This is a genomic window from Pseudomonas sp. SK3(2021) (assembly GCF_016772375.1).
In the GTDB taxonomy this organism is placed as follows: domain Bacteria; phylum Pseudomonadota; class Gammaproteobacteria; order Pseudomonadales; family Pseudomonadaceae; genus Aquipseudomonas; species Aquipseudomonas chlororaphis_I.
On sequence record NZ_CP061943.1, the window covers coordinates 1,653,997 to 1,680,595 of the forward strand.

The window sequence follows — 26,599 nt, forward strand, 5'->3', positions numbered from 1 at the left end:
TTTGCCAGCGAACCGCTGATGACGGTTTTGAGATTTTCAGGTGGGCGGGCTTCCGGATCACGGAAAACAGGCCCAATACGTTCGTAAAACAAAGCCCACGGCACGCCGTGGGCTTTATTGGCAGTCAGTCAGACAGGGCCTTATTGAGGCGAGACTTCGGTTTTAGGTTTGCCGAAGTGCCACTCGTAGACCACGAACTTGAAGTCTTTCAGGTCGCCCTTGGCGTCGAAGCTCAGGTCGCCGGTCGGGGTCTTGAACGTACCGGCGTGGATGGCTTCGGCCACTTTGGTCGGGTCTTCGCTCTTGGCCGCGGTGATACCGCCGGCAATGACTTCAACCGCGGAGTAGGAAGGGAACACGAACGGACCGCTCGGGTCTTCTTTCTTGGCCTTGAACGCATCCGCCAGGGCCACGTTGGCCGGATCCTGGTCGAAGGATTTCGGCAGGGTTACCAGCAGGCCTTCGGAAGCGTCCTTGGCGATTTGCGAAATGGAGTCGTTACCCACGCCTTCCGGCCCCATGAACTTGGCCTTCAGGCCTTTTTCCTGGGCCTGGCGCAGGATCAGGCCCAGCTCCGGGTGGTAGCCGCCGTAGTAGACGAAGTCGACGTTGGCTTGCTTGAGCTTGGCGATCATCGAGGAGAAGTCTTTGTCGCCGGCGTTGATGCCTTCGAACACCGCAACCTTGGTGCCTTTCTTCTCGAGGGTCTGTTTAACGGCGGTGGCGATGCCTTCACCGTATTGCTGCTTGTCGTGCAGCACGGCAACGATTTTCGGTTTCACGTGGTCGGCGATGTAGTTGCCGGCGGCAGGGCCCTGGGCGCTGTCCAGGCCAATGGTGCGGAACACCATCTTGTAACCACGGGTGGTGATGTCCGGGCTGGTGGCGGCGGGGGTGATCATGACCACGCCTTCGTCTTCGTAGATGTCCGAAGCCGGTTGAGTGGAGCTGGAGCACAGGTGACCGATCACGAACTTGACGCCGTCGTTGACGACTTTGTTGGCCACGGCGACGGCTTGTTTCGGATCGCAGGCATCATCGTATTCGACGGCCTGGAGTTGCTTGCCATCGACGCCGCCCTTGGCGTTGATTTGTTCGATGGCCATTTTGGCGCCACTGAACTGCATGTCGCCGTACTGGGCTACAGGGCCGGTCTTGGGGCCGGCGATGCCGATCTTGATGGTGTCAGCTGCGAACGAATGGCTGGCGACTCCGGCCAGAACCATAGCGGCAAACAGTTTGGAAATCTGCTTAGTAGCCTTATTCATAGTGCTCCACTCTTACTGTTGTAATTTTTATAGTCCTGGCGCCGTAGCAGCAGAACCGGGTCAGATATCTCTTGGATATCCCCGGAAAATGCCCCCGGCAACTGTACCGGTACAGTGTAGAGCGCCGATTGTTAGCCTGGGAAGCTGGCGCCAGGGGGCAAAATCAGGGGGTGTCGCTTTATTGAAAGAAAAAGACAGAATCGCGGCGGGGGTTTGACCGTATTCAGCGAGCAATCCTTGGCTCTCCTGCACTTCTCTATCGTTGACGCAATTGCAACCGGGTTTGTCTGCCAGAGTACCGACGTTATCATTGCGCCGATTTCTTTTCGGGACAGGCCCATGACTCAAGAACCTAGCACCCTCTATGCCAAGCTGCTTGGTGAAACCGCATCCATTACCTGGAAGGAGCTGGAGCCATTCTTCGCCAAGGGTGCCCTATTGTGGGTCGACGCCAGCCTGGATTTGATCGAGGCGGCCGAGGCGATGGCCGAGAACCAGGCCGAGAAAGTCTCTGCCTGGCTGGCCACCGAGAAGGTTGGCAAGGTGTCTGCGACGCGGGCGCTGGATCTGGTTGAGCGTGATCCGCTGCTGTGGGCGGTGGTGGTTTCGCCGTGGATTCTGGTCCAGGAAAGGGCGCAGGCCGAAGGTTGAGCACCAAAAGGGGGCCTGGTTTTTCCGGCTGAAAGTGTGTAGCCGAGTAACCGCGATCACGGTGATGGCAAGTTGCCCGTGAAGAAAGGCCCCACCCGTTTCAGGCTGACGGTGACGTAAGCGGAATGGGAACAGTTTGCAAGGCCGCCCGCGGGCGGCCTGATTGTTTCCGGGTATTAACGCCACTTCCCTGTAAAACGCCATTTCCCCTGTAGGAGCAGCTGTTAGTACGCTGTCCTGCCCGTGTGGTTGTTCAGCGAAATGACCTTGGTCTTGCCGATGCGGTGACGATAGATCTCGCGCAGGTACTTGATGGCTTTCTTCACGCAATCGCGGGACAGGCGGATGTCGTTGATCGAAACGAACTTGTCCTTGTCGTTGATCAGCTCGCGGTACTTCTTCTCGTACATCGGCTTGATCGCGTACCAGTTGGTATCGAGGATCTTCGCCGGGTTCTCGAACTCGTTGAGCAGCTCGTCGATGCGGCTTTCATCGAATGCCTCGCTGACGATGAAATCGAGGATCGAGTTGTCCAGGGTCTCGTCGAAGCGGTACGGGTTGCGGGCGAAGCAACGCTTGATAAAGGCCACGATCAGGGTCAGGAAGTCGTCCGACAGGCACGGGCTCTTGGCGATCAGGGTCGTCAGCGAGAGGTTGGCCGAAGCGCCGATCACCAGGGCATAACGCTTGAGGGTGGTGTTGGGGAACAGGCTGTTGAGGTGGGTCTTGAGCCGGTTCAGGTCCATGTACGACAGCTTGTAGTCCTTCGGCAGGGAGACGATCGACACCACCGACGAGCAGTTCTTGAAGAAGTGCAGGTCGTGCAGGGCGGCCGCGTCGTAACCGGAAGCCTTGTACTGCTCCAGCGCCGCGCGATAGCGCTTGGACTCGATCGGCAGCAGGCTGATGCCCTCGATGGCCTGGGTCACCTTGTTGAAGTGCGGCAGGTCGATGGAGCGGAAGAACAGGTCGTCGATGTTCAGGCGCTGCGGCTCTTTCTCGAACACCTTGAACTTGTCGCCGGTCGGCACCGGGGTTTCCGGGACCACGGACTCGGCATAGGCGATCGCCACCGGGCCGGCCAGGCTCATGAACAGATCGTTGGCATCCAGGCGGATGGTCTCGCCGATGTCGATGCCGGCGCGGCGGAAGTAGTTCTGGTCGTAGTCGGTGGTCACCGCCTGGGCGGTGAGGATGTTGAAGATCTGCTGGGAGATGTACTGGTTGGCGTGCTTCTCCATGGCATTGACGTCGATGTTCTGGATGTTGCCGTCATCGCTCTCTTCGGCATAGCGCATGATGTCGTTGGAAATCAGCATCATCGCGTTCCATGGGCGGATGCGCCCCATGACGCTGGCTTCGCTGCTGTCTTCGCTATCGAAGTTGTAGGAGAAGTCCCATTCTTCTGACAGGTATTTGCACAGCAGGCGTCCGGCGTTGATGTGCAACGCTTCGGACATTTCGCTGCGGTGATCGGAGATATTTGGCAGTACGCAGATACCGCTGGTGAAGATCGGCTCGAAGACAAACGAGTGGCCGCTCTTGCTGTCGTGCTCGTCGATCGGCTTGGTGTCGAACGTCTTGTTCATGTACGAGTACTGCTGGGCCAGGCCGAACTCCGAGGCCATGCCCGAGCCGGTACCGCCGCCGGCACTGAAGATCGAGAAGTACAGGCGCGACTGGTTGGCCTTGATGCCGCAGGAGTCGATCAGGTACGAGTGGATCATTTTCCAGTCGGGGCTGGAGAAGCGCTGGGTGTCCTTGTTGAGGATGATCTTGGCCAGGTACTGGCCGAGGATCGGCGCGTTACCGGCGCCGCCGGCGTGGACTTCCGAGAGGTCCATGATCTTCATCTTGCTGTAGTCGCGGATGAAGCCGCTTTTTTCGCCCTTGCGCGAGAAGCGGATGCGCCCGGCGATGTCTTTGTCCAGGTCGCCCAGCATCACCAGCGGCTCGACCAGGAATACCGGTTTGCTCGCCTTGTTCTGGCCCAGGCGCAAGTTATGGCGGATCCACTGGGCGGGGCTGTAGCCCTTGTCGGCATAGGCCTTGTCGTCGTTGTTGAACTCGTTGAGGTAGAACTTGCGGGCGTTGTACACCAGCTCCGCTACATCCAGGGCGATGTTCGACCCACAGCGGCCCAGGCCAATCAGGCAGACCGAGGGAAACTCCTGCTCGCGGCGTGCCTCGAGTTCGTCTTCCAGGTGCGGCGCGCGGGGAAATACCGAGTCGCGCAGGCCGTCGAGGTTGTCGAGGATGCGGTCGGTGTTGGTTTCGGTGAAGTAGAGGTATTGCTGGGGCGCCTGCGGGCGCGAGCTGGACAATGGCTTCGAATCTGAAAAGCTCTGGCTGCCCGGGGTCAGCGTCAGTTCGGATACTGCGTTGGCAGAATTGTTTTTAGAAGTCATTGTGCGCCGTGTGCCTGGACTGGTCGGCTCGGTGAAAAGATATCAAAGAGCCATCAAGTGGGATCTCGCGACTTTACAGTGCGATATTGGCCCCAGCGATAGGGATAAGTCTGATGGCCGCTAGGGGGAATCCTTTCCTAAGTTCAGATAAATCGGCCAGTTTTCGGTGATCTTTAATCAAAAGGAGGCAAGATGATGGCAACGTTACCCACCCTAGGGTTCGCCGGTATTGGCCTGATGGGCTTGCCCATGTGTCGCCGTCTGCTGGCGGCGGGTTATCCCCTGGTGGTGTGGAACCGCAACCGGGAAAAATGCGCACCGCTGCTGGAGGCGGGCGCACAACTGGCCGAGACTCCGGCCCGCCTGTGCGAGGCGGCGGACCTGGTGCTGCTGTGCCTGGCCAACACCGAGGTGGTGCGCGAGGTGGTGTTCGGCGCCGATGGCATTGCCCAGGGGGCCCGGGCCGGCCAGTTGCTGGTGGACCTCTCCAGCCTGGAGCCGACCGCCACCCGGGAAATGGCCGCGCAACTGGCGGGCGCGACCGGCATGGGTTGGGTCGATGCCCCGGTGTCCGGCGGCACGCCCGGTGCCGAGGCTGGCAGCCTGGCGATCATGGTCGGTGGCGAGACGGCGGATATCGAAAGGGTTCGTCCGCTCCTGCTCCACCTGGGGCACCGGGTGACTCATATGGGCGGTGTCGGCGCCGGCCAGGTGACCAAGGCCTGCAACCAGATGATCGTCGCCTGCAATGCACTGGTGATTGCCGAAGTGGTGGCGCTGGCCGAGCGTTCCGGGGTCGATGCGTCATTGCTGGCCGAGGCGCTGGCCGGTGGTTTTGCCGATTCCAGGCCGTTGCAGATCCTCGCCCCGCAGATGGCCGAAAGCCGCTTCGAACCGATCAAATGGCATGTGCGCACCCTGCTCAAGGATCTGGACGCTGCGGTGAAGTTCTCCCGTGAGCAGGGCTCGGCCACGCCGATCAGCGGATTGGCTGCGCAGCTGATGCGCTTGCATGGCGGCCAGGGTTATCTGGAACAGGATCCCGCGACCCTGATCCGCCTGTATCGCGAGCCGGCGTCAGAAGGCTGACCCCGGCGACGGCGGGCAGCATGCGCTGCTCGATCTCGTCGATCACCGCGGGCAACTCTTCCAGGGGCAGCGCCCGGCTGAGCAGGTAACCCTGGATGAAGTCGCAGCCGTATTGAGCGAGGAACTCATACTGTTGCACGCTCTCGACGCCTTCGGTCACCACCTGCAAGTGCAGGGTATGGGCCATGACGATGATCGCCTGGACGATCTCCTTGTCCTGGGTCGACTGGGGCACGTCCTGGATGAACGAGCGGTCGATCTTCAGGGTGTTGAGCGGCAGGCGCTTGAGGTAGGCGAGGGACGAGTAACCGGTGCCGAAGTCGTCGATCGACAATGACACCCCGAGATTGCGGATCTGCCGCAACAGGGCCACGGTGCTGTCGATGTTGCCCATCAGGGCGTTTTCCGTGACTTCCAGTTCCAGGCGCTGGGGCGCGACGCCGGCGCTGCTCAGGGCGTTGGCGATCTCCTCGGCCAATGCCTCCCGGGCCAGGTTCAGGGCCGAGCAGTTCACCGCGATTTTCAGCTCGGCAAAGCCGTGGTGGGACAGGGCGGCCAGGTCCTCGCAGGCCTTGCGCAAGACCCAGTTGTCCAGTTCGGCAATCAGCCCGTTGGCTTCGGCGATCCCGATGAAGCGATCCGGGGCCAGCAGCCCGTGCAACGGATGCCGCCAGCGCACCAGCGCTTCGAGCTTGCTGACCTTGCGGCTGCCCAGGTCGTAGATGGGTTGGTAATACAGGGTCAATCCGGCTTCGCTGCGCAGGGCGTTGCGCAGTTCTTCCTCCAGTTGCAGTTCCAGGCTCGCCCGGGTCTTCAGGTTGGTGCTGAAGAAATGCAGGCTGTTGCGACCGCCGCCCTTGGATTGATAGAGCGCCAGGTCGGCATGCTTGAGCAGCTCTTCGCAGGTTGTGCCATCGTCGGGAAAGACGCTGATACCGATGCTGGTGGTCATCACCATGCGCCTTCCTGCCAGCTCGATGGGCTCCTTCATTTTGCTCATGATGCGTTGCGCCATGTGCCGGGCTTCGTCGCGGTTGCTCAAGCTCATGAGGATGCAGAACTCGTCTCCGCCGAAACGCGCCACCACATCTTCATGGCTACGGGTGGAGCTTTTGATATGGCTGGCAATCACCTTCAACAGTTCGTCGCCGGCATCGTGGCCGAGGCTGTCGTTGATCCGCTTGAAGTGATCGATGTCGAGGAACATCACCGCCAGCATGCCGCCCTGCACGGTCTTTTCGATGAGCTTTTCGGCGAACAGCTGATTGAAGCCGCGACGATTGATCAGGTTGGTCAGCGCGTCGTAATGCGCCACTTGTTGCAGGGCTACCCGAGCCTGGTCCAGCTGGCTCAACAGGGTGTTGACCCGGCGCAGGTCCTGCTCCTTGTGCTGGAGTTTCTTGTCCGCCAGGGCCGCGCTGATGCTGCTGCCAATGATCAGCAGGGCGATGACGGCGATGGTCAGGCCCAGTTGCAAGGGGTTGTCGTCCACCGCGATGGAGGGCGTGCCCGCCGCCGGCAGCACCAGTTTCAACGCCCACATGCCGGTGAAATGCATGGTGACTATGCCGCCCCCCAGCAGCAGGCTGGCAGCGTATTTGAGCAACTGGTGGAGCACGCCGCTGCCGTTGCTCAGGTAGCGGGACAACAGCAGGGCGACCAGGCTCGCGCTGATGGCGATGGCAATCGACAGACCGAAGAGGTCGGGCTGGTAGTAGGCCGTGGCTGGCGAGCGTATGGCCGCCATGCCGACATAGTGCATGGTGCAGATGCCCAGGCCGATCCAGATCGACGCCAGCAGGTAGCGCCACAGTTGTAGTCGGGGATGGCTGAGGGTCTTCATCGCCAACCAGGACGCAACCACCGCGATCAGCAGCGACAGCAGGGTCATGGGCAGGTCGTAATGGGTTTCGATGGGGATCTGCAGCGCCAGCATGCCGATGAAGTGCATGGCCCAGATGCCGCCCGCCAGGCAGAAGGCGCCGACCCAGCGCCAGCGTTGCTGGGCCGCTGCCAGGTCGACGTGGCGCACCCGTTCGGCCATGTCCAGGGTGGCGAAGCTGCCGGCGCAGGCCACCAGATAGGCGAGGATCACCAGCACGGGGTTGTGATTGCAGGTGAGTAATACCTGCCCGCCTTCGGGGAGCTCGGTAAAAAAATGCAGACCAAGCCATTCCATCGCATGCCCCGTTTCTTGAGTCATCCAGGGCCAACCCTGGGTGGCTGGCCAATGGGGCTGAGTATAGGAAGCCGAGGCAAGGCTGAAAGCGATGGTGGCAAATTGACTTAAATGATTTTGGAATTCAGTCCATAGCCAATCGAACTAAGCACTCTGTTCGAAGTACTGCGCCGGCTCCAGGGGCGCGAGCCCGAATGCCGCGCGCGCAGCGTCGCAATCGAGGTTCTGTTCACCGTTTTCCCAGGATGCTTCGAACTCGCGGCAGGGGCTGGAGCGCTGCTCGTAGATCGAGCAACTGACGTGCTTGCCGACTTCCCCGCTCAGCGCGATGCAGCGGGGCGACTTGCAATCGGTCCCGAGCATGGCGACCCGGCTGGGGCTGATGGACGCCACCAGATCGTCGGGGACCGTACCGCCGGAAGAGGCGCATTCACCCCAGAAAAAAGACACACGAAAGTGTGAACAGCAGGCACCGCAATTCAGACACGGACTGGCTTCGGACATGGGCGTATTCAAAAGGGGAGGAGGTTGATGAGGGGGGGAGCAACGTCGCTATTCTAGGCTTCGCAACGGCCTTGGGAAGGGGGCGCGCGAGGTATTTTTCAGGCCCTGCGCAAGCCCTTGAGAAATCTGGCTTTAGCCCCGGTATCCGGGGGCTTGCGGCGGTTTGGGCAGGGGCGCTGGCGCTGTTCGGGCGACCGTCGAGCACGGTTGATGGCCTGTGCTTCGGATTACCTGATATCAGCCTTACGAATCATTACAGACAACCGCGGCGGGGCTGACTAGATTGCAACTTCCAGGCTCGGTTGCGTCTGGCCGAATAACAATAAAGAGACCGACCCATGCAGAACTCGACCCAAGCGGCGAATGCCTGGCGCATTCTGTTCCTGTTGTTCCTGGCTAACCTGTTCAACTTCTTCGATCGCACCATTCCGGCCATCATCATCGAGCCGATCCGCATGGAATGGCACCTGAGCGACTTCCAGATCGGCATCATCGGCACCGCCTTCACCATCGTCTACGCCATTGCCGGCCTGCCCCTGGGGCGCATGGCCGATACCGGTTCGCGCAGCAAGCTCATGGGCTGGGGCCTGGCGGTATGGAGCGGGCTGACCGCGGTCAACGGCCTGGTGGGCAGCTTCTGGAGTTTCCTGATCGTGCGCATGGGCGTCGGCATCGGCGAAGCCAGCTATGCGCCGGCCGCCAACTCGCTGATCGGCGACCTGTTCCCGGCCCATCGCCGGGCACGGGCCATGGGTATCTTCATGCTCGGCCTGCCCCTGGGCCTGTTGCTGGCGTTCTTCACCATCGGCGCCATGGTCAAGGCTTTCGACAGCTGGCGCGCGCCGTTCTTTATCGCCGCGGTGCCAGGCTTGTTGCTGGCGGTGTTCATGTTCTTCATCAAGGAACCCAAGCGCGGGGCGGCGGAAACCGTCAAGGTCTCCCAGGAGCGCGTCGACCGGCCGATCCGCCGGGTGCTGGCGATCCCGACCTTTCTCTGGCTGGTGCTGGCCGGGCTGACCTTCAACTTCGCCACCTACGCCTGCAACTCGTTCCTGGTGCCGATGCTGCAGCGTTATTTCTTGATGCCGTTGCAGGAAGCCGCGGTGGCGACCGGGGTGATAGTCGGGTTGACCGGGTTGTTCGGGCTGACCCTGGGCGGCTGGGTCGCCGACAAGATTCACCAGCGCGTCGCCAATGGCCGGTTGCTGTTCGCGGCCTTCAGCATGCTGGTCTCGACCCTGTGCACCGCCTGGGCCCTGCATGCCGGGCGTATCGAGATCGGGGTGTTCGTCGCGGTGTTCAGTGTCGGCTGGCTGTTCGCCTACAACTTCTATACCTGCGTTTACACGGCCATCCAGGATGTGGTCGAACCACGCCTGCGGGCCACGGCCATGGCGCTGTTTTTCGCCGGCCTGTATCTGCTGGGCGGTGGCCTGGGGCCGGTGGTGGTCGGGGCACTGTCCGATCACTTCGCCCATGCGGCGATGTATGCCGCCGGGGCGGAGCAGATGACCGAGGCGTTCAAGGCGGTTGGCCTGCATGACGCCATGTACCTGATCCCGGTGGCGTTGCTGCTGACCATGCTGTTCCTGTTCCTGGCCTCGCGCTGCTTCGTGCGCGATGCGCAGCGGATGAAGGACGGATTGGTGCCAGGCGCGGCTGTGGGGACGGCGGTGACCGCCTGATCGCCCATGTCCTGTAGGCGCCGATAAAAAAGGCCCGCATGGTGCGGGCCTTTTCATTTACCGGGAGAGCAGGGGGGTCAGCCCGCTACCAGTACCCGGATCGCTTCCAGGCGCAGCGCCGCTTTCTCAAGCATGGCCAGGCCTTGTTCGCGTTGTTGGCGCAGGGCCACCAGCTCGCTGTCGCGCACGGTCGGGTTGACCGCCTGCAACGCGGTCAGGCGCGCCAGTTCTTCGTCGGTGTCGGCGGCCAGGCGACGTTGCGCCTCGGCCACGCGCTCGGCGTGACGCGGGGCGATCTTCGCTTCGCCGGCGTTGATCTTCGGCGTCAGCTGGTCGCGCTGGGCCTGGATGAACTTGTTGGCGCTGGCTTTGGGCACGCTTTCCAACTGGTCGTTGAGGGTCTCGAAGGCGACACGCGCCGACAGGTCGTTGCCGTTGGCGTCCAGCAGGCAGCGCAGGGCGGCCGGTGGCAGGTAGCGGCCCAGCTGTAGCGAGCGCGGTGCCACCACTTCACTGACGTACAACAGTTCCAGCAACACGGTGCCGGGTTTCAGCGCCTTGTTCTTGATCAGCGCCACGGCGGTGTTGCCCATGGAACCGGACAGCACCAGGTCCATGCCGCCTTGCACCATCGGGTGTTCCCAGGTGATGAACTGCATGTCTTCGCGAGACAGCGCCTGGTTGCGGTCGTAGGTGATGGTCACGCCTTCGTCGTCGCCCAGCGGGAAGCTGGCGTCGAGCATTTTTTCGCTCGGCTTGAGGATCAGCGCGTTGTCCGAATGGTCTTCGCTGTCGATGCCGAAGGCGTCGAACAGGGTTTCCATGTAGATCGGCAGGGCGAACTGATCGTCCTGCTCGAGGATCGCTTCCACCAGCGCATCGCCTTCGCCAGCGCCACCGGAGTTGAGTTCCAGCAAGCGGTCGCGACCGGTGTGCAGCTCGGCTTCCAGGCGTTCGCGCTCGGTGCGCGCCTCGTCGATCAGCGCTTGCCACTCGCCGTCGTCGGCTTCTTCCAGCAGCGGCAGCAGGCGCGGGCCGAACTGATGCTGCAGGGCGTTGCCGGTCGGGCAGGTATTGAGGAAGGCGTTCAGCGCTTCGTGGTACCACTGGAACAGGCGCTCTTGCGGGCTGGTTTCCAGGTACGGCACATGCAGTTCGATCACGTGTTTCTGGCCGATCCGGTCGAGACGGCCGATCCGCTGCTCCAGCAGGTCCGGGTGCGACGGCAGGTCGAACAGCACCAGGTGGTGGGCGAACTGGAAGTTGCGACCTTCACTGCCGATTTCCGAGCAGATCAGCACCTGGGCGCCGAACTCTTCGTCGGCGAAGTAGGCGGCGGCGCGGTCGCGCTCGAGAATGTTCATGCCTTCGTGGAACACCGTGGCCGGGATGCCGGAACGCACGCGCAGGGCGTCTTCCAGGTCCATGGCGGTTTCGGCATGGGCGCAGATCACCAGGACCTTGGTGCGCTTGAGCATTTTCAGCTGGTCGATCAGCCACTCGACGCGCGGGTCGAATTTCCACCAGCGCTGTTCTTCGCTGGCGTCCGGCTGGGCCTGGAAGCTGACTTCCGGGTACAGCTCGGCGTGTTCGCCCAGCGGCAGTTCCAGGTATTCGTCCGGGCACGGCAGCGGGTACGGGTGCAGCTTGCGCTCGGGGAAGCCTTGCACCGCGGCGCGGGTGTTGCGAAACAGCACGCGGCCGGTGCCGTGGCGGTCCAGCAGCTCGCGCACCAGGCGCGCGCTGGCCTCGCTGTCGCCCTCGTTGACGGCGGCGAGCAGGGCTTCGCCTTCGTTACCGAGGAAACTGTGGATGGTCTTGTGCGCTTCTGGCGACAGGCGACCCTTATCCAGCAGCTCCTGCACGGCTTCGGCCACCGGGCGATAGTTTTCGCTCTCGGCGCGGAAGGCCGCCAGGTCGTGGAAACGATTCGGGTCGAGCAGGCGCAGACGGGCGAAGTGGCTGTCCTGGCCCAGTTGTTCCGGGGTGGCGGTGAGCAACAGGACACCAGGAATGACTTCGGCAAGCTGTTCCACCAGCGCGTATTCCGGGCTGATCTGGTCTTCGTGCCATACCAGGTGGTGGGCTTCGTCGACCACCATCAGGTCCCAGCCGGCGGCGAACAGCGCGTCCTGGGCCTTCTCGTCGTCCACCAGCCATTCCAGGGCCACCAGGGCGAGCTGGGTGTCCTCGAAGGGGTTGGCGGCATCGCTTTCGATAAAACGTTCTTCGTCGAACAGTGCAACCTGCAGGTTGAAGCGCCGGCGCATTTCCACCAGCCACTGGTGCTGCAGGTTTTCCGGGACCAGGATCAGCACGCGGCTGGCGCGGCCCGACAGCAACTGGCGATGGATCACCAGGCCGGCTTCGATGGTCTTGCCCAGGCCCACTTCGTCCGCCAACAGAACCCGCGGCGCGATACGGTCGGCGACTTCACGGGCAATGTGCAACTGGTGGGCGATAGGCTGCGCGCGTACGCCACCCAGGCCCCACAGCGACGATTGCAGCTGGCGGCTGGTGTGTTCCAGGGTGTGGTAGCGCAGGGAGAACCAGGCCAGCGGGTCGATCTGCCCGGCGAACAGACGGTCGCTGGCCAGGCGGAACTGGATGAAGTTCGAGAGTTGGGTTTCCGGCAGGGTGACGACTTCGTTCTGCCCGTTGAGGCCGTGGTAGACCAGCAGGCCGTCGACGTCGTCGACTTCGCGCACGGTCATTTTCCAGCCTTCGAAGTGGGTGATGGTGTCACCCGGGGAAAACCTCACGCGAGTGAGGGGCGCATTCCGTAGCGCATACTGGCGAGTGTCGCCAGTGGCCGGATAGAGCACGGTCAGCAAGCGGCCGTCCTGTGCCAGAACGGTGCCTAGACCTAGCTCGGCTTCGCTGTCACTAATCCAGCGTTGCCCCGGTTGATACTGCTGCGCCATGCTGCCTGACTCCCGCCTTGAAAAAGCCGACTATGTTAACGGATCGGTGCCCTCAGGCCAAAGGGCTCTAACAAAAACAACTACGCTGGAAGGTAGCGTATCGGGCGCATTTGTCGGGGCCCGGGGCACTATCGGGTGACGACTGGGTCACAAGTTTGCGACCGATGGCTCAAGTCGCCCCCGCAGCAGCCGACAGCCTGCCGACAGGAGACCAATAATATGCTGCCCCCGATGCTGCCCTTGAGTGCCGTGCCTGTGACCTCCCAGCAGGATCCGATCCGGCCGCGCCCGGATATCCCGCCGGTGGTGCCGGTGCAACAGAGTTCCAACGAAAGCACCATCGACCTGCAGAAGCGCGATGCCGAACAGTCGGCGTTGCTGCTGCGCGAAGAACAGCAGCGCCAGCAGCAAAGGCACAAACGCCAGCGCGAGGCCGAGGACGATCCCGAGCTGCACTTGGCCGTGCCCGGGGACGAGCTGAATGCCGACAACACCGTGCCGGTGGTACCGCTGATCGAGGATGCGCCACGCCAGGGGTTGTGGGTCGACGTCGAGGTTTAGATACCGTTCTTTAATACCGCCACAGCGGGGCAAGGCATCACACGCCGTAATCCGCGCGATGCTGGTCGAACGGCGGACCTCCATCTTTAATTGCGCTCAATATCTGCCGATCACTGGTCAGCCGCCGCGTCACGCCGCATTATTGGCAAACCCGCAAGGGCCGCAGCCGCGCTATCTATATATAGAGGCTCCGGTCGACACAGACCTGAATGATGTAAGCCAACGCCATGAGCCAAGACGACAACCTGATCGACCTGAACGCCGAACGTGCCAAGCGTGTGCATGACTTGAAGGAAAAACGCCTGAATGAAGTGCGCCAGGCATTCGAGCAGGCAATGCCTTTGGGCAAGCCGAAGAAGAAACCGAAAAAGCCGAAAAAGCGCTGAATCGGGCGCGAACTGTTGATGTAAGTCAGTTATTTCCCTCCCTGTCGTCCTGTCTTGGGCGACCATTGACCCCGGTCAATTTTCCCCGCCGCCTCTTTGGTTAACTTAGCCCCATCGCAACAGGGCAAGAGCAGGAGGCCAGTCATGTTTTTCGACAATGTGGTGATCGCCGGAGTGCTGACTGTCGGCCTCATGGTTCTGTTTTTCGCCGGGTTTGGATTTTTCATCTGGAAAGATGCGCATAAACGCAAAAAACCTTGAATCTTTCCGGTAACGAGCACGCAAGGCATTTTGGGCAACTTCGGTTGCCCTTTTTTTTGCCTGTGTGTTTTGTGGAACCCCATCATTTCTTTCAGGCACAAAACAAAAAAGGTGCGACCCGAGGGGCGCACCTTTTTTGTCGCGGACCGAGCGAATCAGCTCCCGAGGGCTTTCGAGGCCAGCCAGAACAGACCGGCCGACAGCGCCACGGTTGCCGGCAGGGTCAGCACCCAGGCCAGCAGGATGGTGCGCACGGTGCCGCTTTGCAGGCCGCTTTTGTTGGCGACCATGGTCCCGGCCACACCCGACGACAGCACGTGGGTGGTCGATACCGGCAGGCTGAAGATATTGGCCATGCCGATCAGGCCGGCGGCGGTGATCTGCGCCGACATGCCCTGGGCATAGGTCATGCCTTGCTTGCCGATCTTCTCACCGATGGTCTGCACCACTCGTTTCCAGCCGATCATGGTCCCCAGGCCAAGGGCCAGGGCTACGGCCAGGATCACCCAGAATGGCGCGTATTCGGTGGTGGCGGTCAGGTCTTTGCGCAACTTGTCCAAGTCAGCCTTTTCACGGGCCGCGAGGTGCGGCAGCTTGCCGACTTTCTTCGCGGTGTCGTCCAGGCAGAGCAAGTAACGACGCACTTCGATGCGGCTTTCGGCCGGCAGCGAGTGATAGTCGGCGACACCTTTGAGGGCACCCAGCAGCGCCTCGATGGTCGGTTCGGTCTGCTGCGGGTTGCAGCGGAACTTGCCTGGCAGATCGTCTTTCACGCTTTTGCCCAGGGCCAGGAACTCGCCCAGGGAGTCCTGGTTGCGCTGGTAGAACTGGCTCAGGTGCAGGGTGGCGTCGCGGGTACGTTCGATCTGGTAGGTGGTGCTGTTCAGGTCGAGCACGAACTGCGCGGGCACGATACCGATCAGTACCAGCATGATCAGGCCGATGCCTTTCTGGCCGTCGTTGGAGCCGTGCACGAAGCTCACGGCCATGGCCGAGATCACCAGCACCAGGCGATTCCAGAAGGGCGGGTGTTTCTTGTCGTCGACCTTGCGGCGTTGTTCCGGGGTCTTGTGCATCTTCGAGATCGGGCGCCACCACTTCAGGCCGATCAGCACCAGGGCAGCAATCAGGAAGCCGGCCATGGGTGAGAACACCAGGGAAGCACCGATGTCGATCGCCTTCTGCCAGTTCACGCCATCGCCCAGCGGGATGTCGTTGAGCAGGGCGTTGGCCAGGCCGACGCCGAGGATCGAACCGATCAGGGTGTGGGAGCTGGAGGCGGGAATACCGAAGTACCAGGTGCCCAGGTTCCAGGTGATGGCCGCGGCCAGCAACGAGAAGACCATGGCCAGGCCGTGACCGGTGTTGACATTGATCAGCAGCTCGACCGGCAGCAGATGGACGATGGCATAGGCCACGCCGACGCCGCCCAGCAGCACACCGAGGAAATTGAATACACCGGAAAAGAATACGGCCAGGTGCGGCGGCATGGCTTTGGTATAGATAACAGTGGCAACCGCATTTGCGGTGTCATGAAAGCCGTTGATGAACTCGTAGGCGAGGACAAAAGCCAGGGCGAGCAAGAGGCTCACAAGCACCCAAGCATCCAGTCCGCTGAATAAATCGATCATGAAGGTTTTCTGACCCGGTCATAAGGGGGCGCGATTATGCCAGAAAACCCTGGTAATCGATGCACTAGGTGCTGGTTGGTAACATTCTTCAATGAAAAAGCCGGAGGCAGGCCAATGGCCATGCCTTTTTTGGGGGCATGGGCAAGCCATTGATTTTACTGGGTCTCATCCTCAGGCACTGGGGCGCAACGCGGAGTCAAACGTCTCAAACGCTTGTATGAAATTTCACTTTCATGACGCTTTTTGAGCCCTCGGGGGCCATTCGCTGGCGCACGGCGGATGCCCGGCCGACCTTGCATCGACCTTTATCTGCAAGGGCATCGAGCAGTGCGAAAGCTTCAGGCGAACCGCGTTACGGCTGTTCTGCCTTGAGCTCTTTTTCCATCTTTTGCAATTCTTGGGTAAATGCCTGGTCGAGAATGCTGGCGCGCTTGCGCCAGGGTTTGCGTTCCGGTTCAGGCTGGGCGGCGTAGGTGGTGACTTCGCCTCCGTAAACTTCCTTGTAACGTTGTTCCTGGCGCTCAAGTTCCGCGCGCAGTTCGTCTTTCGTCACAGTATTACCTAACTGAGTTGAGATTATCCCGATGATACGCATTGCCTAGATCGGGTTTATCAAACCGCCTCGTACTCGGCTCGATTAAAGGAGCCAGGGGTGCGATGGGGCTCGCCAAACCGCTTCTTGTTGCATGCGGCCACGCCACCGGACAAGAACAGCTGTCGTAGCAACAGTTACTATTTTGCAAGCGCATTGGCCGGGCATATTGAGATGAGCATCAGGCGCTTGCTGCAGGAGGCGTCACTTATTGGTACGCAACCTGATGATGCTGCCGAACACAGAAAAGCGTCGGTGATCACTTTGCTCATTATAGCGGCGATCATGGATAACTCTATCGGCAATAAGTTAAAAATCGTCAACTTGATATCAGGGTTTTGTTACACGAAAGTTTTAATCCGGATGGCGAGAGCTAGTTCTGTAACAAGGCCTGACAAGTTGCCTGGACTAACACGGAAGAAATGAGCACTTTATTGGCGGCAAAAAAACGCCACATCGCGTAGCAGCACTTAATCGTGAAGGATTGCGATTATCGGTCGATGGTTCGATAATCGCCCAATGTTGGCCATGCAGGCTTGTGCATCCTCTCCAGTACGGCTTGTAATAAGCCGGACTTCCGTCGCAGAGAACCTGAAATGAACGATCAATTGCGTAATGCCTTCGCTTCCGCCGCGCCACCGATTGTCGCTTCGCCAGCCAAGCGGATTCAGGCGCTGACGGGTGATCCGGACTTCATGACTTCTCTGGCTCGCGGCCTGGCGGTGGTCCAGGCCTTTCAGGAACGCAAGCGCCATCTGACCATCGCCCAGATCAGCCACCGCACGGAGATTCCCCGTGCCGCCGTGCGCCGCTGCCTGCACACCTTGATCAAGCTCGGTTACGCCACCACCGATGGGCGCACCTATTCGCTGCTGCCCAAGGTGCTGACGCTGGGGCACGCCTATCTGTCTTCCACGCCGCTGGCGGTGTCGGCCCAGCCTTACCTGGATCGCATGAGCGAGCAGCTGCACGAAGCCTGCAACATGGCCACCCTGGAAGGCGACGACATTCTGTACATCGCCCGTTCGGCCACCACCCAGCGCCTGATCTCGGTCGACCTCTCGGTTGGCGGGCGCCTGCCGGCCTATTGCACATCCATGGGCCGGATCCTGCTGGCGGCGCTGGATGACGCTTCGTTGCGCGAATACCTCGACCATGCCGACCTGCAAGCCAAGACCAGTCGTACGCTGCACACGCCGCAGGCGCTGCTCGAATGCCTGCAACAGGTCAGGCAGCAGGGCTGGTGCATCGTCGATCAGGAGCTGGAGCAAGGCCTGCGTTCCATCGCCGTGCCGGTGTACGACGCTTCGGGCCAGGTGTTGGCCGCGCTCAACGTCAGTACCCATGCCGGCCGCGTCAGCCGCGCCGAGCTGGAGCAGCGCTTCTTGCCGGGCCTGCTCAGCGCCAGTCGCGACCTCAGCGCCCAATTGTTCGCTTGAGGGTTGCCTGCTTAAGCTGTTCGATAAACGCACAGATATGTGCTGGCTGAATTGACGCTCTTTCCCTTGCCTCATTAATGTCGCGGCAGCGTCATCCGGCCACTGGAGTTCTGCCTCTCCAATGGCCGCGCGGCGACCCCATAATAATGAAGAGGCCAACCCGCCCATGAGCATCGACTGCGCGCCCAGCCGCGCTCCTTTATCCTGCCTTCGCCTGCCGATGGCCTGATCCCGCAAGACCCTTTTTCGATTTGAACCGACCAGCTTTGGCTGGCACCTGTTCGCCTGCGTTTTTCGCGTGGAATAAAAATAATGAACCAGCCTCAATCCGCTGTAGGGAACTGCCTCGATGTGCAGTCCTTTATCAATGCCCAGCCGCTGTCGCGCTATCAGTGGCGGGTGGTGATCCTGTGTTTCCTGATTGTCTTCCTCGATGGCCTCGATACCGCGGCCATGGGCTTTATCGCGCCGGCGCTGTCCCAGGATTGGGGCATCGACCGCGCCAGCCTCGGCCCGGTGATGAGTGCGGCGCTGATCGGCATGGTGTTCGGGGCGCTGGGCTCCGGCCCGCTGGCTGACCGCTTCGGGCGCAAAATGGTGCTGGTGGGGGCGGTGCTGCTGTTCGGAGCCTTCAGCCTGGCGTCGGCCTACAGCACCAATGTCGACCAGTTGCTGGTGCTGCGTTTCCTCACCGGCCTGGGCCTGGGTGCCGGCATGCCGAATGCCACCACGCTGCTCTCCGAGTACACCCCCGAGCGCCACAAGTCGTTGCTGGTGACCAGCATGTTCTGTGGTTTCAACCTGGGCATGGCCGGTGGCGGTTTCATTTCCGCCAAGCTGATCCCGGCGTTCGGCTGGCACAGCTTGCTGTTGATCGGCGGGATCCTGCCGTTGATCCTGGCACTGGTGCTGCTGGCCTGGCTGCCGGAGTCGGCGCGTTACCTGGTGGTGCGCAATCGTGGCACCGACCAGGTGCGCAAGGCCCTGGCGCCCATCGAGCCGGGCACGGTCGGCCAGGCCGCGAGCTTCAGCGTGCCGGAACAGAAGACGGTGAAGGCGCGCAACGTGTTTGCGGTGATTTTCTCCGGGACCTACAGCGTCGGCACCTTGTTGTTATGGCTGACCTATTTCATGGGGCTGGTGATCGTGTACCTGCTGACCAGCTGGCTGCCGACCCTGATGCGCGACAGCGGCGCGAGCATGGAGCAGGCGGCCTTTATCGGCGCGCTGTTCCAGTTTGGCGGGGTACTCAGCGCCGTGGCGGTGGGCTGGGCCATGGACCGCTTCAACCCGCACAAGGTCATCGGCACCTTTTACCTGCTGGCCGGGGTCTTCGCCTACGCGGTCGGGCAAAGCCTGGGCAACATCACCTTGCTGGCGACCCTGGTGCTGATCGCCGGCATGTGCGTCAACGGCGCGCAATCGGCGATGCCGTCCCTGGCCGCGCGCTTCTATCCGACCCAGGGTCGCGCCACTGGCGTGTCCTGGATGCTCGGCATTGGCCGCTTCGGCGCAATCCTCGGGGCCTGGATGGGCGCTACGCTCTTGGGGCTGGGCTGGAACTTCGAGCAGGTGCTGACCGCGCTGGTGATCCCGGCGGCGCTGGCGACCACGGCGGTAGTGATCAAGGGCATGGTCAGCCATGCGGATGCAACCTGATCGAATGAGCAAAGCGCTCCCGAAGGGAGCGCTGAATACCTGTAGCCACTGCCCCGGGCTGCGATAAGGCCAAAGGCCTTCAGCAATCCTGAGAGCTTCGCGACCGTTTTCCGCACTCGGCCCGGGTCGATCGCAGCCTGCGGCAGCGGCTACAGTGCAATCGATAGTCAGGCAACAATCCGTTCGATAAACGAACGCTCAGTCGATTATCGGATTGTTTGGGTTTTTCCCCCGGCTTAATCTTCAGTCACTCAGGCGTATCCCTCGCGCCTTTTTCTTCCAGTCGCTCAATAACAATCGGGAGATCCTTCCATGGCTGAAATCCTTTCGCTGCACGACGCGGTGAAGCAGTTCGTCAACGACGGCGATACCGTCGCGCTCGAAGGCTTCACCCACCTGATCCCCACGGCCGCGGGTCACGAAATCATTCGTCAGGGCAAAAAGGACCTGACCCTGGTACGGATGACCCCTGACCTGATCTACGACCAGTTGATCGGTGCCGGTTGTGCCCGCAAGCTGATTTTCTCCTGGGGCGGCAACCCGGGCGTCGGTTCCCTGCATCGCCTGCGGGACGCGGTCGAGAAGCAATGGCCGCATGCCCTGGAAATCGAAGAACACAGCCATGCCGACCTCGCCAACGCCTACGTGGCGGGCGCCTCGGGCCTGCCATTCGCGGTGTTGCGTGCCTATGCCGGCTCCGACCTGCCGAAGGTCAACCCGCTGATCAAGAGCGTGACTTGCCCTTTCACCGGTGAAGTGCTGGCGGCGGTGCCGTCGGTGCGCCCTGACGTCACCGTGATCCATGCGCAGAAAGCCGACCGCAAGGGCAACGTGCTGCTGTGGGGCATCCTCGGCGTGCAGAAGGAAGCCGCCCTGGCCGCCAAGCGCTGCATCGTCACCGTGGAAGAAGTCGTCGACGACCTGAACGCCCCGATGAACGCTTGCGTGCTGCCGACCTGGGCCCTGAGCGCGGTCTGCCATGTGCCGGGTGGTGCCCATCCGTCCTATGCCCACGGCTACACCGAGCGCGACAACATCTTCTACCAGGCCTGGGACCCGATCGCCCGCGACCGTGAAACCTTCACCGCCTGGATCAACGAATACATCCGCGGCAGCGCTGACTTCAGCGAATTCCAGGCCAAGCTGGCCGCAGCAACGGGGGCCAAATAATGACTTACACCACCAATGAAATGATGACCGTTGCCGCCGCCCGCCGCTTGCAGAACGGCTCGGTATGCTTTGTCGGGATCGGCCTGCCGTCCAAGGCCGCCAACCTGGCGCGCCTGACGTCGTCGCCGGACGTGGTGCTGATCTACGAGTCCGGCCCGATCGGCGCCAAGCCCAGTGTGCTGCCGCTGTCCATCGGTGACGGCGAGTTGGCCGAGACCGCGGATACCGTGGTGCCGACCGGCGAGATTTTCCGCTACTGGCTGCAAGGCGGGCGTATCGACGTCGGTTTCCTCGGCGCCGCCCAGGTCGACCGTTTCGGCAACATCAACACCACGGTGGTCGGCGATTACCACCAGCCGAAAGTCCGCCTGCCGGGTGCTGGCGGTGCGCCGGAGATTGCCGGCTCGGCCAAGAGCGTACTGATCATCCTCAAGCAGTCGTCGCGTTCCTTTGTCGACAAGCTCGACTTCATCACCTCGGTCGGTCACGGCGAAGGCGGCGATTCGCGCAAACGCCTGGGCCTGCCAGGGGCAGGGCCAGTGGGGATCATCACCGACCTGTGCATCATGGAGCCGGAAGCCGGCACCCATGAGTTCGTGGTCACCTCGCTGCACCCGGGCGTGACCCGCGAGCAGGTGGTCGCCGCCACTGGTTGGGCGATCCGTTTCGCCGACCAGGTTGCAGAGACCGCCGCGCCGACCGAGATCGAACTGACTGCCCTGCGCGACCTGGAAGCCCGCACCGCCGCGGCCCACGGCCAGACCCCGGGAGAAGCCTGATGCGCGAAGTGTTTATCTGTGACGCCATTCGTACCCCCATCGGCCGCTTTGGTGGCGGCCTGTCGACAGTCCGTGCCGACGATCTGGCCGCGGTGCCTATCAAGGCGCTGATCGAGCGCAACCCGTCGGTAGATTGGAGCGCGCTGGACGAGGTGTTCCTCGGCTGCGCCAACCAGGCCGGCGAAGACAATCGCAACGTGGCGCGCATGGCGCTGCTGCTGGCCGGGCTGCCGGAAACCATTCCGGGGGTGACCCTCAACCGCCTGTGCGCTTCGGGCATGGATGCCATCGGCACCGCCTTCCGCGCCATCGCCAGCGGCGAGATGGAGCTGGCCATCGCCGGCGGTGTCGAGTCGATGTCCCGCGCGCCCTTTGTCATGGGCAAGGCCGATACCGCTTTTTCGCGCAACATGAAGCTGGAAGACACCACCATCGGCTGGCGCTTCATCAACCCGCTGATGAAGGCCCAGTACGGCGTGGATGCCATGCCGCAGACCGCCGACAACGTCGCCGACGATTATCAGGTGTCGCGCGCCGACCAGGACGCGTTCGCCCTGCGCAGCCAGCAGCGCACCGCCGCGGCGCAGGCCGCCGGGTTCTTCGCCGAGGAAATCGTCCCGGTGCGCATCGTCCACAAGAAGGGCGAGACGGTGGTCGAGCAGGACGAGCATCCGCGGGCCGACACCTCGCTGGAAACCCTGAGCAAGCTCAAGCCGGTCAATGGCCCGGACAAGACCGTCACCGCCGGCAACGCCTCGGGCGTCAACGACGGGGCGGCGGCGCTGATCCTGGCGTCGGCCGAGGCGGTGAAAAAGTACGGCCTGACTGCCCGTGCCCGAGTGCTGGGCATGGCCAGTGCCGGCGTCGCGCCGCGGGTGATGGGCATTGGCCCGGTGCCGGCGGTGCGCAAACTGACCGAGCGCCTGGGCGTGGCGGTCAGCGATTTTGATGTGATCGAACTCAACGAAGCCTTCGCCAGCCAGGGCCTGGCGGTGTTGCGCGAGCTGGGCTTGGCGGACGACGCGCCCCAGGTCAACCCCAACGGCGGCGCCATCGCCCTCGGCCATCCGCTGGGCATGAGCGGCGCGCGTCTGGTATTGACCGCGCTGCACCAGCTGGAAAAGACCGGTGGCAAGAAAGGCCTGGCGACCATGTGCGTGGGTGTCGGCCAAGGCCTGGCACTGGCCATCGAGCGCGTCTGACGCGCTTCTTATAAGAACGAGGATCGAGCATGACCGACAAGCCCGGTTACCGGCGCCCGCAACCAGGTAGTCAGCCTGATTACCTGCACCCGGCCTACAAATCCACCAACACCCGCTCGCCGTCCAAGCCACTGGTGTTCCTGCCCCATTCGTTGTCGGAAATCACCGGCCCGACCATCGGCGCCGATTACCTGCAGGACAAGGACAACGACCTCACTGCCCAGCATGCCGGCGAGCCCCAGGGCGAGCGCATCATCATCCACGGCCGGGTGCTGGACGAGAACGGCCTGCCGGTGCCGGGGATCCTGGTGGAGATCTGGCAGGCCAACGCCGCCGGTCGCTACAACCACGAGCGTGACCTGCACGATGCGCCGCTGGACCCGAACTTCACCGGCACCGGGCGCACCGTCACCGACGCCGATGGCGGGTACCAGTTCCAGACCATCAAGCCCGGTGCCTACCCCTGGGGTAACCACCACAACGCCTGGCGTCCGGCGCATATCCACTTCTCGCTGTTCGGGCCGAGCATCCTCACGCGCCTGGTGACCCAGATGTATTTCCCGGGCGACCCGCTGCTGGCCTACGACCCGATCTACAACTGCGTGCCGGACACCCGCGCCAAGGAACGCCTGATCGCCAGCTTCGACCTGGAGAAAACCATTCCGTCCTACGCCCTCGGCTACCGTTGGGACATCGTCTTGCGCGGCCGCGATGCCACGCCGATGGAGAAATAAGATGACGCTGACTGCGACCACGTCCCACACCGTCGGTCCCTACTACCACATCGGCCTGACCTGGCTGAACCGCGAAGACCTGACCCAGGCCGAGACCCTCGGCGAGCGGGTGGCGATCAGCGGCCAGGTGGTGGATGGCAACGGCGACTTCGTCAACGACGCCATGCTGGAAATCTGGCAGGCCAATGCGCTCGGCAAGTACGACCACCCGGAAGACGATCAGGACAAGGCGCTGGATCCGAACTTCCAGGGCTTCGGCCGGGTGCCGGTGGATGGCGAAGGGCGATTCCGCTTCACCACCATCAAGCCGGGCAGCGTGCCTGGCCTGCAGGGTTCGACCCAGGCGCCGCACCTGGTGGTGCTGGTGTTTGCCCGGGGCCTGGTCAAGCACCTGCTGACTCGCATCTACTTCGACGGCGAGCCGGCCAACGCGGCCGATCCGCTGTTGGCCTGCGTGCCCGAAGAGCGCCGTGCCACCTTGCTGGCCAAGGCGGATGCGCCGGGTCACTACCAGTGGAACGTGATCTTGCAGGGTACCGACGCGGAAACGGTGTTCTTCGATTATTGAGTGTGCCTGGAGGGATCGCGAGCAAGCTCGCTCCTACATGACCGCAGTTTAATCACGGCATCGTGACCGACCCACATCCTGTAGGAGCGAGCTTGCTCGCGATAAGGCCGAATAGGCCGACACCCCCCAAGGTCGTCTTGCGGAACGGGACTGTTACAAAGTATGTCTAGACTCACCACGTCCCCAAAGAGTGAAAACCCATGACAACGTTAACCAGTCACTACACGACCGAGGAGCGCAACAAGAGGATCTTCGCGATCGTCGGCGCCTCCTCCGGCAACCTGGTCGAATGGTTCGACTTCTACGTCTATGCCTTTTGCGCGATCTATTTCGCCCCGGCGTTTTTCCCTTCCGACGACCCCACGGTGCAGCTGCTCAATACCGCCGGCGTGTTCGCCGCCGGGTTCCTGATGCGTCCTATCGGCGGCTGGCTGTTCGGCCGAGTGGCCGACAAGCACGGGCGCAAGAATTCCATGATGATCTCGGTGCTGATGATGTGCGCAGGCTCCTTGGTCATCGCCTTCCTGCCGACCTACGCCAGCATCGGTGCCTGGGCGCCGGCGCTGCTGCTGATGGCGCGGCTGTTCCAGGGCCTGTCGGTGGGTGGGGAGTACGGCACCACCGCGACCTACATGAGCGAAGTCGCGCTCAAGGGCCAGCGCGGGTTCTTCGCGTCCTTCCAGTACGTGACCCTGATCGGCGGGCAACTGCTGGCGGTGCTGGTGGTGGTGATCCTGCAACAGTTTCTCGACGAGGCTCAGCTCAAGGCCTGGGGCTGGCGGATTCCGTTCGTGATCGGCGCCATCGCGGCCCTGATCTCCCTGCTGCTGCGGCGCTCGCTGAAAGAAACCACCAGCAAGGAAATGCGTGAAGACAAGGACGCCGGCAGCGTTGCCGCGTTGTTCAAGCATCACTCGAAGGCCTTTGTCACCGTGCTCGGCTATACCGCTGGCGGCTCGCTGATTTTCTACACCTTCACCACCTATATGCAGAAATACCTGGTGAACACCGCCGGCATGCACGCCAAGACCGCCAGCTACATCATGACCGGCGCGCTGTTTCTCTATATGTGCATGCAGCCGCTGTTCGGCATGCTGGCGGACAAGATCGGCCGGCGTAACTCGATGCTCTGGTTCGGCGCGCTGGGCACGCTGTGCACCGTGCCGATCCTGCTGACCCTGAAAACCGTTACCAGTCCGTTCCTGGCCTTCGTGCTGATCACCCTGGCCCTGGCGATCGTCAGTTTCTACACCTCCATCAGCGGCCTGGTAAAAGCCGAGATGTTCCCGCCGCAAGTGCGGGCGCTGGGGGTAGGCCTGGCCTATGCGGTGGCCAACGCGCTGTTCGGCGGTTCGGCGGAATATGTGGCCCTGGGCCTGAAATCCCTGGGCATGGAAAACACCTTCTACTGGTACGTGACAGCGATGATGGCGATTGCCTTCCTGTTCAGCCTGCGCCTGCCTAGACAGGCGGCATACCTGCACCACGATCTTTGACCTGTCCGCGTGCGTCCGTCGCGCACGCACGCCCCAAAGGATTGTTTATGAGTACACCGGCAAGCAACCAACTGTTCGATGCCTACTTCACCACCCGCGACATGCGCGCGGTGTTCTGCGACCAGGGGCGGGTCCAGGCCATGCTCGACTTCGAGGCCGCGCTGGCCCGGGCCGAGGCTCGGGTCGGGGTGATCCCGGCCGCGGCGGTGGCGCCGATCGAGGCGGCCTGCCGCGCCGGGCTCTATGATTTTTCCACCCTGGGCCAGGCCATCGCCACCGCGGGCAACTCGGCGATTCCGCTGGTCAAGGCCCTGGGCAAGCAGATCGCCAAGAGCGATGCCAGTGCCGAGCGTTATGTACACCTGGGCGCCACCAGCCAGGATGTGATGGACAGCGGGCTGGTCCTGCAACTGCGGCAGGCGCTGAGCCTGATCGACAACGACCTGGCGCGTCTCGGCGGCATCCTGGCCGCGCAGGCCCAGCGTTATGCCGGCACCCCGATGGCCGGCCGCACCTGGTTGCAACATGCCACGCCGGTCACCCTCGGCATGAAGATCGCCGGCTGGCTGGGGGCCGTGACCCGAAGCCGCGAGCGTCTGGCGCAGCTCAAGCCGCGCTTGCTGGTGCTGCAGTTCGGGGGGGCCTCGGGCACCCTCGCGGCCCTGGGCGAGCAGGCCCTGCCCATTGCCCAGGCCCTGGCCGAGGAGTTGCAACTGAGCCTGCCGGAACAGCCCTGGCACACCCAGCGCGACCGGCTGGTGGAGTTCGCCTCGGTGCTCGGCCTGATCGCCGGCAGCCTCGGCAAGCTTGGCCGGGACATCAGCCTGCTGATGCAGACCGAGGCGGCTGAAGTCTTCGAGCCGTCGGCGCCGGGCAAGGGCGGTTCCTCGACCATGCCGCACAAGCGCAACCCGGTGGGCGCGGCGGTGTTGATCGGTGCGGCGACCCGGGTTCCCGGGTTGTTGGCGACGATGTTCAGCGCCATGCCCCAGGAGCACGAACGCAGCCTGGGCCTGTGGCACGCCGAATGGGAAACCCTGCCGGAGATCTGCTGCCTGGTGTCCGGTGCCCTGCATCAGGCGCTGCTGGTGGCCGACGGGCTGGAAGTCGACGCCACGCGCATGGCCAGGAATCTCGACCTGACCCAGGGGCTGGTGCTGGCGGAAGCCGTGAGCATCGCCCTGGCCCAGCGCCTGGGACGCGAGACCGCTCACCATCTGCTGGAGCAGTGCTGCAAGCGCGCGGTGGCCGAACAGCGGCATCTGCGCGCGGTGCTGGGGGACGAGCCGCAAGTGACCGCCGAACTGTCGGCGGCGGAACTGGACCGCCTGCTGGACCCGGCGCATTACCTCGGCCAGGCGCAAGCCTGGGTCGAGCGCGCCGTGGCCGAACATTTAGCCTTGAACGCCTGAA

General features: G+C 62.5%; 22 protein-coding genes. 15 read left to right on the top strand and 7 right to left on the bottom strand.

From position 1 onward, the window contains the following. Positions 1-140: 140 nt before the first annotated feature. A complete protein-coding gene (locus IF690_RS07465; RefSeq protein ID WP_025806742.1) occupies positions 141-1,268 on the bottom strand; it encodes a branched-chain amino acid ABC transporter substrate-binding protein in 1,128 nt (375 codons plus the stop codon). Positions 1,269-1,607: 339 nt separating this feature from the next. Here IF690_RS07465 and IF690_RS07470 point away from each other — a divergent pair, with 339 nt between their 5' ends. After that, positions 1,608-1,919 (top strand): DUF2288 domain-containing protein, encoded by a 312-nt coding sequence (locus tag IF690_RS07470; protein WP_202699576.1) that lies wholly within the window; start codon positions 1,608-1,610, stop codon positions 1,917-1,919. Positions 1,920-2,143: 224 nt separating this feature from the next. On the opposite strand, the gene IF690_RS07475 is transcribed toward IF690_RS07470, so the two are convergent. After that, entirely contained in the window at positions 2,144-4,327 is a 2,184-nt protein-coding gene (locus tag IF690_RS07475; protein WP_202699577.1) for a hypothetical protein, read from the bottom strand. Between the two features lie 192 nt (positions 4,328-4,519). Between IF690_RS07475 and IF690_RS07480 the strand changes: the two genes are divergently transcribed. Beyond that, entirely contained in the window at positions 4,520-5,416 is an 897-nt protein-coding gene (locus IF690_RS07480; protein WP_202699578.1) for an NAD(P)-dependent oxidoreductase, read from the top strand. On the opposite strand, the gene IF690_RS07485 is transcribed toward IF690_RS07480, so the two are convergent. Together IF690_RS07485 and IF690_RS07490 are read right to left on the bottom strand one after the other, a co-directional pair. Next, positions 5,307-7,595 (bottom strand): putative bifunctional diguanylate cyclase/phosphodiesterase, encoded by a 2,289-nt coding sequence (locus IF690_RS07485; protein ID WP_202701352.1) that lies wholly within the window; start codon positions 7,593-7,595, stop codon positions 5,307-5,309. The two genes, IF690_RS07480 and IF690_RS07485, sit on opposite strands and share 110 nt — an antisense overlap. Positions 7,596-7,739: 144 nt before the next feature. Beyond that, positions 7,740-8,099 (bottom strand): YkgJ family cysteine cluster protein, encoded by a 360-nt coding sequence (locus IF690_RS07490; protein ID WP_202699579.1) that lies wholly within the window; start codon positions 8,097-8,099, stop codon positions 7,740-7,742. Between the two features lie 338 nt (positions 8,100-8,437). Here IF690_RS07490 and IF690_RS07495 point away from each other — a divergent pair, with 338 nt between their 5' ends. Continuing rightward, complete coding sequence (locus tag IF690_RS07495) at positions 8,438-9,784, top strand: spinster family MFS transporter (RefSeq protein ID WP_202699580.1); 1,347 nt, start codon at positions 8,438-8,440, stop codon at positions 9,782-9,784. 77 nt (positions 9,785-9,861) lie between these two features. Here the strand turns inward: IF690_RS07495 and rapA are convergent, their stop codons facing one another. After that, positions 9,862-12,708 (bottom strand): RNA polymerase-associated protein RapA, encoded by a 2,847-nt coding sequence (rapA, locus tag IF690_RS07500; protein WP_202699581.1) that lies wholly within the window; start codon positions 12,706-12,708, stop codon positions 9,862-9,864. Between the two features lie 219 nt (positions 12,709-12,927). On the opposite strand from rapA, the gene IF690_RS07505 reads away from it, so the two are divergent. The 3 genes from IF690_RS07505 to ccoM all read left to right on the top strand — a co-directional run bounded on the left by IF690_RS07505 (position 12,928) and on the right by ccoM (position 13,916). Next, complete coding sequence (locus IF690_RS07505) at positions 12,928-13,269, top strand: aspartate-semialdehyde dehydrogenase (RefSeq protein ID WP_180924437.1); 342 nt, start codon at positions 12,928-12,930, stop codon at positions 13,267-13,269. Between the two features lie 227 nt (positions 13,270-13,496). Further along, a complete protein-coding gene (locus IF690_RS07510) occupies positions 13,497-13,655 on the top strand; it encodes a hypothetical protein (RefSeq protein WP_023968072.1) in 159 nt (52 codons plus the stop codon). A gap of 144 nt (positions 13,656-13,799) precedes the next feature. Beyond that, on the top strand, positions 13,800-13,916 hold the full coding sequence (ccoM, locus tag IF690_RS29115) for a cytochrome c oxidase subunit CcoM (protein WP_007926603.1): 117 nt from the start codon (positions 13,800-13,802) through the stop codon (positions 13,914-13,916). Positions 13,917-14,071: 155 nt separating this feature from the next. Here the strand turns inward: ccoM and IF690_RS07515 are convergent, their stop codons facing one another. Further along, entirely contained in the window at positions 14,072-15,547 is a 1,476-nt protein-coding gene (locus IF690_RS07515) for an inorganic phosphate transporter (protein ID WP_023968073.1), read from the bottom strand. A 352-nt stretch (positions 15,548-15,899) separates the two neighbouring features. Next, entirely contained in the window at positions 15,900-16,100 is a 201-nt protein-coding gene (locus IF690_RS07520) for a hypothetical protein (RefSeq protein WP_009047397.1), read from the bottom strand. A gap of 635 nt (positions 16,101-16,735) precedes the next feature. On the opposite strand from IF690_RS07520, the gene pcaR reads away from it, so the two are divergent. The 9 genes from pcaR (at position 16,736) to IF690_RS07565 (ending at position 26,598) form a co-directional block, all read left to right on the top strand. Next, complete coding sequence (gene pcaR / locus IF690_RS07525) at positions 16,736-17,578, top strand: pca regulon transcriptional regulator PcaR (RefSeq protein ID WP_202699582.1); 843 nt, start codon at positions 16,736-16,738, stop codon at positions 17,576-17,578. 312 nt (positions 17,579-17,890) lie between these two features. After that, on the top strand, positions 17,891-19,237 hold the full coding sequence (pcaK, locus tag IF690_RS07530; protein WP_202699583.1) for a 4-hydroxybenzoate transporter PcaK: 1,347 nt from the start codon (positions 17,891-17,893) through the stop codon (positions 19,235-19,237). 312 nt (positions 19,238-19,549) lie between these two features. After that, on the top strand, positions 19,550-20,407 hold the full coding sequence (locus tag IF690_RS07535; protein WP_202699584.1) for a CoA transferase subunit A: 858 nt from the start codon (positions 19,550-19,552) through the stop codon (positions 20,405-20,407). Then, a complete protein-coding gene (locus IF690_RS07540; protein ID WP_174248213.1) occupies positions 20,404-21,186 on the top strand; it encodes a CoA-transferase subunit beta in 783 nt (260 codons plus the stop codon). The genes IF690_RS07535 and IF690_RS07540 overlap by 4 nt, the downstream gene beginning before the upstream one ends. After that, positions 21,183-22,388, top strand: coding sequence for a 3-oxoadipyl-CoA thiolase (gene pcaF / locus IF690_RS07545; protein ID WP_202701354.1), 1,206 nt, complete (start codon positions 21,183-21,185; stop codon positions 22,386-22,388). The genes IF690_RS07540 and pcaF overlap by 4 nt, the downstream gene beginning before the upstream one ends. Positions 22,389-22,417: 29 nt before the next feature. Beyond that, positions 22,418-23,122 carry a protocatechuate 3,4-dioxygenase subunit beta gene (gene pcaH / locus IF690_RS07550; protein WP_202699585.1) on the top strand — a complete coding sequence of 235 codons (705 nt, stop codon included), beginning with the start codon at positions 22,418-22,420 and terminating at the stop codon, positions 23,120-23,122. A 1-nt stretch (position 23,123) separates the two neighbouring features. After that, positions 23,124-23,690, top strand: a complete 567-nt coding sequence (pcaG, locus tag IF690_RS07555) for a protocatechuate 3,4-dioxygenase subunit alpha (protein ID WP_202699586.1) — start codon at positions 23,124-23,126, stop codon at positions 23,688-23,690. 200 nt (positions 23,691-23,890) lie between these two features. Then, positions 23,891-25,186 carry an MFS family transporter gene (locus IF690_RS07560; RefSeq protein ID WP_202699587.1) on the top strand — a complete coding sequence of 432 codons (1,296 nt, stop codon included), beginning with the start codon at positions 23,891-23,893 and terminating at the stop codon, positions 25,184-25,186. A gap of 47 nt (positions 25,187-25,233) precedes the next feature. Next, on the top strand, positions 25,234-26,598 hold the full coding sequence (locus IF690_RS07565; protein ID WP_202699588.1) for a 3-carboxy-cis,cis-muconate cycloisomerase: 1,365 nt from the start codon (positions 25,234-25,236) through the stop codon (positions 26,596-26,598). Position 26,599 lies beyond the last annotated feature (1 nt).

What these genes read in the sequence shown, in the direction of transcription:
- IF690_RS07465 (WP_025806742.1), bottom strand. Translation starts at nt 1,268, where the DNA reads ATGAATAAGGCTACTAAGCAGATTTCCAAACTGTTTGCCGCTATGGTT.
- IF690_RS07470 (WP_202699576.1), top strand. Translation starts at nt 1,608, where the DNA reads ATGACTCAAGAACCTAGCACCCTCTATGCCAAGCTGCTTGGTGAAACC.
- IF690_RS07475 (WP_202699577.1), bottom strand. Translation starts at nt 4,327, where the DNA reads ATGACTTCTAAAAACAATTCTGCCAACGCAGTATCCGAACTGACGCTG.
- IF690_RS07480 (WP_202699578.1), top strand. Translation starts at nt 4,520, where the DNA reads ATGATGGCAACGTTACCCACCCTAGGGTTCGCCGGTATTGGCCTGATG.
- IF690_RS07485 (WP_202701352.1), bottom strand. Translation starts at nt 7,595, where the DNA reads ATGGAATGGCTTGGTCTGCATTTTTTTACCGAGCTCCCCGAAGGCGGG.
- IF690_RS07490 (WP_202699579.1), bottom strand. Translation starts at nt 8,099, where the DNA reads ATGTCCGAAGCCAGTCCGTGTCTGAATTGCGGTGCCTGCTGTTCACAC.
- IF690_RS07495 (WP_202699580.1), top strand. Translation starts at nt 8,438, where the DNA reads ATGCAGAACTCGACCCAAGCGGCGAATGCCTGGCGCATTCTGTTCCTG.
- rapA (WP_202699581.1), bottom strand. Translation starts at nt 12,708, where the DNA reads ATGGCGCAGCAGTATCAACCGGGGCAACGCTGGATTAGTGACAGCGAA.
- IF690_RS07505 (WP_180924437.1), top strand. Translation starts at nt 12,928, where the DNA reads ATGCTGCCCCCGATGCTGCCCTTGAGTGCCGTGCCTGTGACCTCCCAG.
- IF690_RS07510 (WP_023968072.1), top strand. Translation starts at nt 13,497, where the DNA reads ATGAGCCAAGACGACAACCTGATCGACCTGAACGCCGAACGTGCCAAG.
- ccoM (WP_007926603.1), top strand. Translation starts at nt 13,800, where the DNA reads ATGTTTTTCGACAATGTGGTGATCGCCGGAGTGCTGACTGTCGGCCTC.
- IF690_RS07515 (WP_023968073.1), bottom strand. Translation starts at nt 15,547, where the DNA reads ATGATCGATTTATTCAGCGGACTGGATGCTTGGGTGCTTGTGAGCCTC.
- pcaR (WP_202699582.1), top strand. Translation starts at nt 16,736, where the DNA reads ATGAACGATCAATTGCGTAATGCCTTCGCTTCCGCCGCGCCACCGATT.
- pcaK (WP_202699583.1), top strand. Translation starts at nt 17,891, where the DNA reads ATGAACCAGCCTCAATCCGCTGTAGGGAACTGCCTCGATGTGCAGTCC.
- IF690_RS07535 (WP_202699584.1), top strand. Translation starts at nt 19,550, where the DNA reads ATGGCTGAAATCCTTTCGCTGCACGACGCGGTGAAGCAGTTCGTCAAC.
- pcaH (WP_202699585.1), top strand. Translation starts at nt 22,418, where the DNA reads ATGACCGACAAGCCCGGTTACCGGCGCCCGCAACCAGGTAGTCAGCCT.
- pcaG (WP_202699586.1), top strand. Translation starts at nt 23,124, where the DNA reads ATGACGCTGACTGCGACCACGTCCCACACCGTCGGTCCCTACTACCAC.
- IF690_RS07560 (WP_202699587.1), top strand. Translation starts at nt 23,891, where the DNA reads ATGACAACGTTAACCAGTCACTACACGACCGAGGAGCGCAACAAGAGG.
- IF690_RS07565 (WP_202699588.1), top strand. Translation starts at nt 25,234, where the DNA reads ATGAGTACACCGGCAAGCAACCAACTGTTCGATGCCTACTTCACCACC.